The sequence below is a fragment of the Kosakonia pseudosacchari genome (assembly GCF_015167415.1).
Lineage (GTDB): Bacteria > Pseudomonadota > Gammaproteobacteria > Enterobacterales > Enterobacteriaceae > Kosakonia > Kosakonia pseudosacchari.
The window spans coordinates 2,187,410-2,199,328 of the sequence record NZ_CP063425.1; the positions used below are offsets into that span (position 1 = coordinate 2,187,410).

Annotated in this window: 11 protein-coding genes; 2 read left to right on the forward strand and 9 right to left on the reverse strand. The window is 54.7% G+C overall.

From position 1 onward, the window contains the following. Nucleotide 1 precedes the first annotated feature (1 nt). The 4 genes from rsxA to blr form a co-directional block, all read right to left on the reverse strand. A complete protein-coding gene (gene rsxA, locus IP581_RS10305; RefSeq protein ID WP_016496266.1) occupies nt 2-583 on the reverse strand; it encodes an electron transport complex subunit RsxA in 582 nt (193 codons plus the stop codon). Between the two features lie 76 nt (nt 584-659). Further along, complete coding sequence (locus IP581_RS10310) at nt 660-1,100, reverse strand: DUF2569 domain-containing protein (RefSeq protein WP_193822468.1); 441 nt, start codon at nt 1,098-1,100, stop codon at nt 660-662. Between the two features lie 86 nt (nt 1,101-1,186). Continuing rightward, nucleotides 1,187-1,402, reverse strand: a complete 216-nt coding sequence (gene ydgT / locus IP581_RS10315; RefSeq protein ID WP_016496264.1) for a transcription modulator YdgT — start codon at nt 1,400-1,402, stop codon at nt 1,187-1,189. 245 nt (nt 1,403-1,647) lie between these two features. Further along, nucleotides 1,648-1,785 (reverse strand): division septum protein Blr, encoded by a 138-nt coding sequence (gene blr / locus IP581_RS10320; RefSeq protein WP_086869349.1) that lies wholly within the window; start codon nt 1,783-1,785, stop codon nt 1,648-1,650. A 203-nt stretch (nt 1,786-1,988) separates the two neighbouring features. Here blr and IP581_RS10325 point away from each other — a divergent pair, with 203 nt between their 5' ends. Continuing rightward, nucleotides 1,989-3,029: an oxidoreductase gene (locus tag IP581_RS10325; protein WP_193822469.1), complete on the forward strand. Its 1,041-nt coding sequence runs from the start codon at nt 1,989-1,991 to the stop codon at nt 3,027-3,029. A gap of 46 nt (nt 3,030-3,075) precedes the next feature. Here the strand turns inward: IP581_RS10325 and add are convergent, their stop codons facing one another. The 5 genes from add to manA form a co-directional block, all read right to left on the reverse strand. Beyond that, a complete protein-coding gene (gene add, locus IP581_RS10330) occupies nt 3,076-4,077 on the reverse strand; it encodes an adenosine deaminase (RefSeq protein ID WP_097402081.1) in 1,002 nt (333 codons plus the stop codon). A gap of 101 nt (nt 4,078-4,178) precedes the next feature. Further along, nucleotides 4,179-5,363, reverse strand: a complete 1,185-nt coding sequence (locus tag IP581_RS10335; RefSeq protein WP_193822470.1) for a MalY/PatB family protein — start codon at nt 5,361-5,363, stop codon at nt 4,179-4,181. A 2-nt stretch (nt 5,364-5,365) separates the two neighbouring features. After that, nucleotides 5,366-6,979 carry a maltose/glucose-specific PTS transporter subunit IIBC gene (gene malX / locus IP581_RS10340; protein ID WP_193822471.1) on the reverse strand — a complete coding sequence of 538 codons (1,614 nt, stop codon included), beginning with the start codon at nt 6,977-6,979 and terminating at the stop codon, nt 5,366-5,368. A 167-nt stretch (nt 6,980-7,146) separates the two neighbouring features. Beyond that, nucleotides 7,147-8,676 carry a YdgA family protein gene (locus tag IP581_RS10345; protein WP_193822472.1) on the reverse strand — a complete coding sequence of 510 codons (1,530 nt, stop codon included), beginning with the start codon at nt 8,674-8,676 and terminating at the stop codon, nt 7,147-7,149. A gap of 105 nt (nt 8,677-8,781) precedes the next feature. Continuing rightward, on the reverse strand, nt 8,782-9,954 hold the full coding sequence (gene manA / locus IP581_RS10350; RefSeq protein WP_193822473.1) for a mannose-6-phosphate isomerase: 1,173 nt from the start codon (nt 9,952-9,954) through the stop codon (nt 8,782-8,784). Nucleotides 9,955-10,151: 197 nt separating this feature from the next. Here manA and fumA point away from each other — a divergent pair, with 197 nt between their 5' ends. Then, entirely contained in the window at nt 10,152-11,798 is a 1,647-nt protein-coding gene (gene fumA / locus IP581_RS10355; RefSeq protein ID WP_193822474.1) for a class I fumarate hydratase FumA, read from the forward strand. The last annotated feature ends 121 nt before the right edge of the window (nt 11,799-11,919 follow it).

The following is an 11,919-nucleotide window of genomic DNA, read 5'->3' on the forward strand; positions in this document are numbered from 1 at the left end:
ATTACAGTTTCACCAGACCACTAAAGCCCATAAAGGCCAGAGACATTAAGCCCGCAGTGATTAACGCAATCGCATTGCCACGAAAGGGCGCGGGCACATCGGCAACGGCAAGACGTTCGCGAATCGCGGCGAATAACACCATCACCAGTGAGAACCCTACGGCGGCGGCGAAGCCATACAACGCCGATTGCATGAAATTGTGCCCAAGATTGATATTGAGCAGGGCCACGCCGAGCACTGCGCAGTTAGTGGTGATCAGCGGCAGGAAGATACCCAGCAGGCGATAAAGCGCCGGGCTGGTTTTGCGCACCACCATTTCGGTGAACTGCACCACCACGGCGATAATCAGGATAAACGCCAGCGTGCGCAGATAGACTAAATCCAGCGGGATCAGTACCCATGTATCGATGAGCCAGGCACAGATAGACGCCATCGTCATCACGAAGGTGGTCGCCAGTCCCATGCCCATTGCGCTTTCCAGTTTTTTGGAAACGCCCATAAACGGACACAAGCCAAGAAACTTCACCAGCACGAAGTTGTTGACCAGTACCGTTCCGATAAATAGCAGCAGATAGTCTGTCATTATGTGGCCTGAAATAAAAAAAGCCGCCTATTATCGGTCAAACAGCACCGGGCGACAACAGGATAACTGTAAGGTTTTACGGATTAACAAAGGTCCTTTTCACGCGGCTTGAGCGCTTGAAATAGGGCACCATCAACGCGGCTGCAAGCAGCGGAAAGAGTAACTGACGCAGCGCCAGTTCGTCGGAGACGGGAGCGAACGCAAAGGCTTTCACGGAGAGCAATACGCAGACCAAAAGCCAGATAATATAGTGCCTTGGCACGCTGCGGCGGCGTTTAAAAAAGGCGATAACCAGCCAGAAGGTGTAATACCAGATGGCAATAGCGAAGGCGAACGAGACGAACCACAGTATGGTCTGTTTCAGCGGTTGTGCGCCCAGCGCCGTGACCGACTGGGGTGACATCAAGGCGGTGGCATACAGCAATAATGCCAGCGAGGTGCTTAATAACGTGACCAGCAACCAGGCCAGAGGGCCGAGTAACCAGCCTCCGATTCTTTCTGCGGGAGTCGTTGTCATGCGTATTCCTCTGTTAAGGCATTAATGCTCTGAATGATTTCGCCGGGCGAGGAGTATAAAGCATTACACGACGAATGCCAGCGGCGTTACTGCACGTAGCGCCATACCGAGCGCGGAACGCACCCAATGTCAAACAGGCGGCCGCCAGAAACCAATTCAGCACGTCGATGATCGGCTGCGCGGTACATGTTGATAATTTCACCGCTGTCGGTCAGCGTGTAGTTGAGGTGATCAAACAATTTTTCCAGACTTTCAAGCGAACTGATTTTGCGGAATTTTAATAAATAGTCCTGAACGGTCATGTCGAGGGGTGTCCATATAATAAGAAAGAGGCAGAAAATATACGCGGGCTAATTTTGTACGAATAATAAACAATATTACCCGGGCGTAAATAGCACAGGAATGGTCTGCCACTAAATTAAGAGTTTTCTTTTCAGGTAAAACCAGGCACCAGAACAGCGCCCGGCTGTGAAGATTAACGCCCTTCGCCATGGCTGGCAATAACGATATGACGCTGAGTTACACTTTGCGCGTTTTATGGCGGTGATTATTTCTTTTGTGCCGCGACGCTCTGTTCAGGGGGCTGATAATTATCAATATGGCTGGCAAAAACCAAAAGAATGGTCGATATGCCGAGTACCACCCAGCCCATTAATTCAATAATCCGATTGAAAATTCCGGCCATACTTTTACTACTCCCTGATGTTTACTTTTATCTGCGGCTGCCGATAAAAACCGGCGCCTGGTTGCAGATTTAAGCAGATTTTTTAGGCAGAAACCAGGGCTGAGCGCGGTAAATTCATTCGTTTCGCTAATGGGTTGCTGAAGCGGTTGTCGCCACCTGGCAGATGGTGTGAAATAGACGTTCCAATAAGGAGAGACCACTCTATGAGCGATAATATCCGTGTCGGATTAATAGGTTATGGCTACGCCAGTAAAACATTTCATGCGCCGTTGATTGCCGGAACGGCGGGAATGGAGCTGGCCGCGATTTCCAGCAGCGACGAATCGAAAGTAAAAGCGGATTGGCCAGCCGTGCCGGTTGTCTCCGAGCCGAAGCATCTGTTCAACGATCCGTCGATTGACCTGATTGTCATCCCCACGCCGAACGATACCCATTTCCCGCTGGCCAAAGCGGCGCTGGAAGCGGGCAAACATGTGGTGGTAGATAAACCTTTCACCGTGACACTGTCACAAGCCCGTGAGCTGGATGCGCTGGCGCGTAGCCTCGGGCGTGTGTTGTCGGTGTTCCATAACCGCCGTTGGGACAGCGATTTTTTAACGCTGAAAGCCTTGCTGGCCGACGGTGCGCTGGGCGAAGTGGCCTATTTTGAGTCGCATTTTGATCGTTTCCGCCCACAGGTGCGTAACCGCTGGCGCGAGCAAGGCGGGCCAGGCAGTGGCATCTGGTATGATTTGGCGCCGCATCTGCTCGATCAGGCGGTTAACCTTTTCGGCTTACCGGTATCGATGACGGTGGATCTGGCGCAGTTACGCCCAGGCGCGCAATCGACAGACTATTTTCACGCGGTGCTTGCCTACCCACAGCGGCGCGTTGTATTGCACGGCACAATGCTGGCTGCCGCAGAATCGGCCCGCTATATCGTGCATGGGTCGCGCGGCAGTTACGTGAAATATGGCCTGGATCCACAGGAGGAGTGCCTGAAAAGTGGTGCGCGGTTACCGCAGGCCGACTGGGGTTATGACATGCGTGACGGCGTATTAACCCGCGTTGACGGCGAAGATCGTAAGGAAGAGAACTGGCTGACGCTACCGGGAAATTACCCGGCTTATTACGCGGCTATTCGCGACGCGCTGAACGGCGTGGGGGAAAACCCGGTTCCGGCCAGCCAGGCGATCCAGATAATGGAGTTGATTGAGCTGGGTATTGAATCTGCAAAACATCGTTCTACGCTGAGCCTGACCTGAAAAATTACCGCTCACGCCGTGTCGTGAGCGGTTTTCTTCTTCCTTCTTACGCCTTCGCAACGCTATCGCGCAGCGCTTGTTTTTCCGCTGCGCTAAGAAAAGCCATCTCCAGCCCGTTAATCTGTGCCTGGCGAATCTGTTCGCGACTCAGCCCGGCAGCCGGGGCGGCAACCTGATATTCATGACCAATTTCGACACCTTGCACAGCGGGATCGTCGGTATTGATGCTCGCCAGAATGCCATGTTCAAGGAAGGTTTTCAGCGGATGGCGGGCGAGGGACGGCACGGTGCTGGTCTGAATATTCGAGGTCAGACAGGATTCGATACCAATACGTTGCTCGGCGAGAAAATCCATCAGCGCGGCATCTTCAATCGCTTTCACGCCGTGTCCGATTCGCACCGCACCGAGTTCACGAATCGCCTGCCAGATGCTTTCCGGGCCAGCGGCTTCTCCCGCATGCACAGTAATCTGCCAGCCCGCATCGCGCGCACGGTTAAAATGTGAAAGGAAAAGACTGCCGGGGAAACCCAGCTCATCACCGGCCAGATCCAGCGCGGTAATGCCGTCGCGGTGCGCCAGCAGCGCATCGAGTTCCTGTAAACATGCGGCCTCGCCGAAGGTGCGGCTCATAATGCCGATTAAGCGCGCCTGCACATTGAAATCACGGCTGCCGTCGCGCACACCGGCAATCACCGCTTCCACAACGCCCGCTACCGGCAGGTTGTGTGTCATCGCCATGTAACCTGGCGAAAAACGCAGTTCAACGTAGTGCAAGCCGTTCAGCGCCGCGTCCTGCATGTTTTCATAAGCGACGCGACGACAGGCGTCCAGTGACGCCAGCACTTTGACACCCCAGTCGAGTTTCGCGAGGAAGCTGACCAAATCCGGTTCATTAGAGGTGACCTGAACATGCGGACGCAGTGCTTCAAGTGTTTGTGCAGGCAGGGGCAGATTGTACTGGCGGCCAAGATCCAGAATCGTTTGTGCACGGATGTTTCCGTCGAGATGGCGATGAATATCAGTTAACGGCAGGTTGGGATCAATCATGGTCGCACTCTTATTGTAAGAAAGTGCTCGCCATTATAGAGACAAAAGGCGGTAAAAAGCTATCTTGCGCAACCCGTCGGGCGAGTTGCGCAAATATTGGCTTAACTAAGCGATGCTAATGCTGCGATTAATCCCGTCACGCCTTGCTCAAGTTTTACCCGCGGGCAACCGACATTCAGCCGCACAAACCCCCGACCTTCCGCGCCGTAGGTATCGCCGCGCATAATGGCCACCTTTTGCTCCTCGATCAGCGCTTTTTGCAGGGCGGAATCATCAATACCTAACGGACGTAAATCTATCCATGCCAGGTAGGTGGATTCCGGTATTTGCCAGTTGAGCGCCGGAAAGGCGTTATTCAGGCGCTCTGCCAGATAAGCCAGATTGGCGCGTAAGTAAGTACGAAGTGCATCCAGCCAGGGTGCGCCGTCCCGGTAAGCGGCGATATGGGCGACAACAGATAGCACTGCCGGCGAGGAGAGACCGTTGCTGTTTTTCAGCGCCTCCAGCCAGCCATTGCGCGACGGCGCATCATCAATAAGCCCCCACGCGCCGGTCAGCGCGGGAATATTGAAGCTTTTCGATGCCGAGCTAAACAACGCCCACGGCCCGCGTGCAACCGCGCTCCACGGGATGTGCGCCTGGCTGCTCCAGACCATATCCATATGAATTTCATCGCTTATCACTTTCACGTTATGGCGTTCACACAGCGCCGCCATGGTTGCCAGTTCATGGTGTGTCCATACTTTTCCGGTCGGGTTTTGCGGGCTGCACAGCAGCAGGATTTTACTCTCCGGCTTTGCCAGCACGGCGTCGAGTTGCGCCATATCGCAGAACCACCCCTGGTCGTTGTGCTGTAGTGGCACAGCCAGCAACTGCCGCTGATTCCCCTGAATGGCTTTATAAAACGCGTCATACGCCGGGGTATGAACCACGATGCCATCGCCCGGCTGCGACCACTGTCGGATCATTTCGGCAATCATCCAGATAACCGACGGGCCATAAACAATGCTTTCAGCATCAATCTGCGTATTAAAGCGGGTGCTCATCCAGAGCGAGATAGCACCCAGAAATTCCTCGTTTTTCCAGCGGCTGTAACCCAGCACGCCATGGGTAAGCCGCTGTTGTAGCGCGTCAATTACGCACGGCGCGGTGGCAAAATCCATGTCGGAAATCGTGAAAGGAAGCAAATCCGCGCGCCCGAAGCGATCGGCGACATAATCCCACTGCGTACACCAGGTGCCGTGGCGGTCAACAGGCGTGGAGAAATCGAAGGTGTCAGTGGTCATTTTTATTCCGCCTCCACCGCTGAACCAAATTGTTGCGCATTGATGAGCTGCGCCATTTCATCTTTTACTGACTGTACCTGTGGCCCAATCACCACCTGTAAGTCATGTTCATTCACTTTGATAACGCCAATCGCGCGGTTGGCCTTGAGGGCGTCGACACTAACGTTATCCATCTTATTCACCGAAAGGCGTAAGCGGGTAATGCAGTTATCCAGTGTTGCGACGTTTTCCGCCCCGCCCAGCGCGTTAAGCAAGGCCGGAACGTCATAACCGGATTTGCCCGGCACGCCTTGCGTTACGGTGTCCGTACTTTCTGCCACTATGTTGTCGCGCCCCGGTGTTTTCAGGTCGAAATGGGTGATAGCGAAACGGAACAACGCGTAGTAAACAGCGAACCAGATGGCGGCAACCAGCGGCACCAGATACCACTTAGTCGCCATGCCGTGCAGCACGCCGAAGACAATGAAATCAATCACGTTGCCGTCCGTATTACCGATCGTCACGCCGAGCACGGCCATCACGGTAAAGCCGAGGCCGGTAAGCAAGGCATGAATTAAATAGAGTACCGGCGCGACAAACAGGAACAGGAATTCGATCGGTTCGGTCGTACCGCCCACCACGCAGGCGATAACGCCGGAAATCATCAGCCCTTTTATTTTGTGGCGATTTTCAGGACGTGCGCAGTGGTACATTGCCAGCGCCGCGCCGGGTAAGCCGCCGAGGAAAGCGGGCATCTTGCCTTGCGAAAGAAAACGCGTCGCGCTTTCGGCGAAACCGTGCGTCTGCGGGCAGTTGAGCTGTGCCTGGAAAATCGTCAAAGCGCCGCTGACGCTGTGTCCGCAGACTTCCATCGTTCCGCCAGCTTCCGTAAAGCGGATCAACGCCACCAGAATATGTTGCAGACCAAAGGGGAGCAGCAGACGTTCGCCAGTGCCGAAAATCATCGGCCCGAAATCTCCGGCGCGATCGATAATGTGCCCGAGGCCGCTAATCGCCATGGCAAACCACGGCCAGACTAGCGGGATGGCCAGTCCCACCACGCCCATCACGACGCTTGTGACAATCGGCACCGAGCGCGTACCGCCGAAAAAGGCCAGCGCATCCGGCAGGCGCAGGGTGTGAAAGCGTTCATGTAGACGCCAGATAATAATCCCGGCAATGACCGCGCCGAGGATCCCGGTATCAATGGACTGGATGCCGAGCACATTCTGCACGTTATGTGCTTTGAGCAAAGACGCATCGTTAGTGGGCAATATGCCCTGTGCGGTGAGCCAGAAATTTACCGCCAGATTCATCACCGCATAGCCAACAAAACCGGAAAAAGCCGCCACGCCTTTATCTTCACGCGCCAGTCCCAGCGGGATCGCGATGCAGAACATCACCGGCAGGAAACTAAACGCGAACGAGCCAATTTTGTTCATCCAGATGAAAATAGCCTGCAGCAAAGGATGGCCCAACACTGGCAGCAGTGTTATCACATCGTGGCTGCTCAGCGAGCTGCCAATGCCGAGCATGATGCCGCAAAACGACAGCAGTGCAACGGGCAGCATAAAGGTTTTACCGAGCTGCTGGAAAAATGCCCACAGGTTCGCTTTTTGCGCGGTTTTCCCCGCCATAACCTCTCCTTACATAAAAAGAATGCTCTGGCGGATGCGCAGAGCGCAGACGGTTTTATCAGTTTTTGTCGCGCAAAAAGCGCGAGCCGGTAACGGGGTTGTCGTTTTCGGATTCTGGCAAGATAACCCGGTAGAAAATAAAAAGCCCCTCGAAAGGGGCTGGAAAATTACTGCTGCGGTACTGCAGGGACGGGCGGCGTCGCGTCGTCCGGCTGGGCAGGTTGCAGACCTGGCATACCGAACATGCCGACAAACTGTTCCAGCGGCATTTTTTCACCGTTCAGCGTCACCTGACCGTTAGCGTATTGCAGGCTGGTGAGGATGCTGTTGTTCTCCACGGTGGTGATGCGGAACATCTGGCCCATCGCCGCCAGGCCTTTCACCTGCTGGCTTGCCAGTTTCGCCGCGTCCTCTTGCTGATAACCTTCAAGTTTTGCCACCTGCGTCATCATTTCGGTGGCCATATCCAGCGGGATCGTCAGCTTGCTGTCGAGGGATTTCACCGTGCGGTCAACTTGTTCGGCCTGCGTTTGCGGCGCGCCGGTGGCGGTTGACGGATCTTTCAGGAACAGAGACATGTTAAAGGTCGATTCGCCTTTGGCGTTTTTCCAGCTTAGCGGCGCAATGGTCAGCACCGGCTCGCCTTTCAGCAACAGCGGCACAATGCTGAGGAACGCTTCGGTGGCTTTCTGCTGGTAGAGTTCCGGGTTCTGCGCGACATCCGGTTGCGCCATCAATGCACGAATTTGCGCATCGTACTGCTCGCTGGCCTGATGCCAGGCTTTACCGTCAATCTGGCCTACTTTCAGCGTCAGTTTTCCGCTGCCGAGATCCTGGCCCTGGACCTTCAGGCTGTTAAGGGAGTAATCCAGTTGGCTGTTGAGGCTCTTTTTGTCGTCCGCAACCTCAGATTTGGCGGTTAAGTTCATGCCTTCAAGCAGCGCCATCTCTTTATTTTCAATAGAGATCGCGAGCTTATCGAGGCTCATCTTCTGGTTGCCGGTACGCTCATCAAAGCTGGACATTTCGCTGGAACCGTCGGTTTTCAGGTTATTGAACGAGAGCTGCACTTTCTGCCCATATTCATTCACCGTATCCACCAGGCCACTTTCGGCTTCGCCGCTCAGCGCCAGAGCGTTACCTTTGCTGTCCGCGCTGAAGCGGAAATGACCGCCGCTAAAGGCAACTTTGTCGCCGTCTTTTTCTGAATTCAGTGGGCTCAGCACGACATCCGTGCGGGTATCGCCGCTATAGCCAATGCGGGTGTCAGCAGAGAAGGGCGCCTGGCCTTTGGCAATATCAAACAGCCCTTTTGTCACATCGTTATTGACCAGCTGCGTATGCACGGAAGCCATCGCGGGTGTCAGGCTAAAGCTTTTAAGCTGCGCCAGCGGGAACGGGCCATGATCGACCGTCTCGTGCAGAACAATGGCTTGTCCCGGCTTCAGCCAGGTATTGGCGCTACCGGCGAGCGGTTTAATGTTTAATGTTAACTGGCTGGAAAAGAGGCCGCGCTGATAATCCTGCGCAGAGAGCTCAATATTGGCCTCCGGCGCGTTGCGCTTAATTTGCGCGTTCGCCTGGCTCACCATCTCTGCCAGACGACCTTCAAGTTGTTTGCCGGTGTACCAGGCTCCGCCCGTCCAGACGATACCGAGCGCGACGATAATCCCTGCGGCAACCCACGTTTTTTTCATAATGTTTATCCCTAAAAAAGAAACCAGGCGGTTAACGCCGCCTGGATGTCGAGTGATGTGCCTTCAAGCTTAGCAATCCTTGCTAAAAAGTTCAGTAACTTACTCTCACTTATTAAACACTCGCGCCACGCGACCGGTGCCGCTTACGCCAACAGGCGATTCGTCGGCGGCGATAAACGCCGATTCACCCGCTTTCAGCACTAATTGCTGGCTCTCTTTGCTGAGCACCGCTTCGCCTTCCACGCAGAAGACAATGGCTGCGCTCTGTTGCGCCAGCTGGGTTTCCTTGCTGCTGAGATCGTGCAGGGAGAACGCGAAATCGTCTACCGGGATCGGGAAATCCAGCTCCGCGCCATGCTGCATCGGTTGCGTCAGCAGCTCGCTGGCGGGTTTCGGCGTGAATTTTACGTTCGCCACCAGTTCCGGGATGTCGATGTATTTCGGCGTCAGCCCGGCGCGCAGCACGTTGTCAGAATTCGCCATCACTTCCAGCGCCACGCCTTGCAGGTAGGCATGCGGGGTTTCGGCAAACAGGAACATTGCTTCGCCTGGGTTCAGTTTCACCACGTTCAGCAGCAACGGAGAGAAGAGACCGCTGTCATCCGGGTAGAACTCGCTAATCAGGCGAATGGTCTGCCACGGCTCGCCGGAGTGATTACCGAGCGCGGATTTCAGCACCGCCAGCGCGCGGGATTTCTCCTCGCCTTGCATATTGAGCAGAGCGGCAAACAGCTCGCTCAGGCGCTCTGCGCCCGGCGCTTGCAGGAAATGGGCGATCGCCGGGTGCGCGCCCGCCACCGGTTGCAGCAAGGAAACAATGTCGGAAAACTCGCGGAAGGCGTTCATGGCAAGGAACGGCGTCAGGGCAAACACCAGCTCCGGCTTGTGGTTCGGATCTTTGTAGTTGCGCTCTGCGGCGTCCAGCGCAATGCCTGCGGCATTCTCTTTGGCAAAACCGATCTCGGAGTTTTTCTTGTTGGGATGCACCTGAATTGACAGTGGCTGATCGGCGCACAGCACTTTAAACAGGAACGGTAATTCGCCAAAACGTTCAGCGACAGCGCTGCCCAGCAAGCGGGTTTTATCCTGATCAATCACCTCGCGTAACGCTCGGGTCTGGCCGCTGGCATCCTGCACCTTTGAGCTGCTCTTCGGATGCGCGCCCATCCACAATTCGGCCATCGGCAGATGGTCAGGATTGGCAATGCCGTAGAGATCCGTTAATGCCGTTTTACTTCCCCAGGCGTAGTTCTGCACGGAGTTGATGAGTTTTTGCATTATCAAGCCCTTTCTCATTAATGAAATTATGGCGTTATTAAAGCAACAAAGCCGACGGAAGTAACCAGCGAGGGTAAAAAGTCGTACTAGTCTCAGTTTTTGTTAAAAAATTGTGTAGGATATGGCGACTCGCTTTAACACAGGCAGATGGATTGACTGCCTGAACAATAACCAGATCAGCCGTAAGTGAGAGAACAATGTCGAACAAACCCTTTTGTTATCAGGATCCTTTCCCGCTCGGAAAGGATGACACCGAATACTACCTGCTAAGCCGCGACTATGTTTCTGTGGCTGAGTTCGAAGGCCAGCAGATCCTGAAAGTGGATCCGCAAGCGCTGACCCTGCTGGCGCAACACGCTTTCCACGACGCCTCATTTTTACTGCGCCCGGCGCACCAGCAGCAGGTCGCCGATATCCTTGCCGATCCCGAAGCCAGTGAAAACGACAAATATGTCGCCCTGCAATTCCTGCGCAACTCGGACATTGCCGCCAAAGGCATTCTGCCAACCTGTCAGGACACCGGCACGGCGATCATCATGGGTAAAAAAGGGCAGCGCGTCTGGACCGGCGGCGGGGATGAAGCCGCGCTGGCGCGTGGTGTCTATAACACCTACACCGAAGAGAACCTGCGCTATTCGCAAAACGCGCCGCTGGATATGTATAAAGAGGTGAATACCGGTACCAACCTGCCGGCGCAGATTGATCTCTACAGCGTTGATGGCGACGAGTATAAATTCCTCTGTATCGCCAAAGGCGGCGGCTCGGCGAATAAGACCTACCTGTTTCAGGAAACCAAAGCACTGATCACCCCGGCGAAACTGAAAAACTACCTGGTTGAGAAGATGCGCACCCTCGGCACAGCGGCTTGCCCGCCGTACCATGTCGCGTTTGTGATTGGCGGTACGTCGGCGGAAGCGACGCTGAAAACGGTCAAACTTGCCTCCACCAAATATTATGACGCGCTGCCAACCGAAGGTAACGAACACGGACAGGCGTTCCGTGACCTGCAACTGGAGCAAGAATTGCTGGTGGAAGCGCAGAACCTCGGGCTTGGCGCGCAGTTTGGCGGGAAATATTTCGCTCACGACATTCGCGTGATCCGCCTGCCGCGCCACGGCGCGTCGTGCCCGGTCGGCATGGGCGTTTCCTGTTCAGCCGATCGTAACATCAAAGGTAAAATCAATCGCGATGGCATCTGGCTGGAGCGTTTAGAGCAGAATCCCGGCAAATACATTCCTGAAGCGCTGCGCGAGGCCGGTGAAGGCGAAGCGGTGAAAGTGGATCTTAACCGCCCGATGAAAGCGATCCTCGCTCAGCTTTCGCAGTATCCGGTCTCTACGCGCCTGTCACTCACTGGCACGATTATCGTTGCGCGCGATATTGCCCATGCGAAGCTCAAAGAGTTGATGGACAGCGGCGAGCATCTGCCGCAGTACATTAAAGATCACCCGATTTACTACGCTGGTCCGGCAAAAACGCCGGAAGGTTATGCGTCCGGTTCGCTGGGGCCGACCACCGCCGGGCGTATGGATTCTTATGTTGATCAACTGCAATCGCAGGGCGGCAGCATGATCATGCTGGCGAAAGGCAACCGCAGCCAGCAGGTGACGGATGCCTGCCATAAGCACGGTGGTTTTTATCTTGGCAGCATTGGCGGACCGGCGGCGATCCTGGCGCAGAACAGTATCAAAAGCCTTGAGTGTGTCGCTTATCCGGAACTCGGAATGGAAGCTATCTGGAAAATTGAAGTGGAAGATTTCCCGGCGTTTATCCTTGTGGATGACAAAGGCAACGACTTCTTCCAGCAAATTCAATCCGGTCAGTGTGCCCGCTGCGTTAAATAGTATTGACCGCCCTTCGGGGCGGTTTTTTTTAAGCACAAAGCAGTAAACAACATTATAAAAAGCATCAATACTTTTACTTGTTTGCAGGTGAGCAATGTCGCAATCCACTATCACTTTGTAA

Excerpts from the sequence above, each read along its gene's own strand:
- blr (WP_086869349.1), bottom strand. The coding sequence starts at position 1,785 with ATGGCCGGAATTTTCAATCGGATTATTGAATTAATGGGCTGGGTGGTA.
- IP581_RS10325 (WP_193822469.1), top strand. The coding sequence starts at position 1,989 with ATGAGCGATAATATCCGTGTCGGATTAATAGGTTATGGCTACGCCAGT.
- rsxA (WP_016496266.1), bottom strand. The coding sequence starts at position 583 with ATGACAGACTATCTGCTGCTATTTATCGGAACGGTACTGGTCAACAAC.
- IP581_RS10335 (WP_193822470.1), bottom strand. The coding sequence starts at position 5,363 with ATGACCACTGACACCTTCGATTTCTCCACGCCTGTTGACCGCCACGGC.
- IP581_RS10310 (WP_193822468.1), bottom strand. The coding sequence starts at position 1,100 with ATGACAACGACTCCCGCAGAAAGAATCGGAGGCTGGTTACTCGGCCCT.
- fumA (WP_193822474.1), top strand. The coding sequence starts at position 10,152 with ATGTCGAACAAACCCTTTTGTTATCAGGATCCTTTCCCGCTCGGAAAG.
- manA (WP_193822473.1), bottom strand. The coding sequence starts at position 9,954 with ATGCAAAAACTCATCAACTCCGTGCAGAACTACGCCTGGGGAAGTAAA.
- IP581_RS10345 (WP_193822472.1), bottom strand. The coding sequence starts at position 8,676 with ATGAAAAAAACGTGGGTTGCCGCAGGGATTATCGTCGCGCTCGGTATC.
- ydgT (WP_016496264.1), bottom strand. The coding sequence starts at position 1,402 with ATGACCGTTCAGGACTATTTATTAAAATTCCGCAAAATCAGTTCGCTT.
- malX (WP_193822471.1), bottom strand. The coding sequence starts at position 6,979 with ATGGCGGGGAAAACCGCGCAAAAAGCGAACCTGTGGGCATTTTTCCAG.
- add (WP_097402081.1), bottom strand. The coding sequence starts at position 4,077 with ATGATTGATCCCAACCTGCCGTTAACTGATATTCATCGCCATCTCGAC.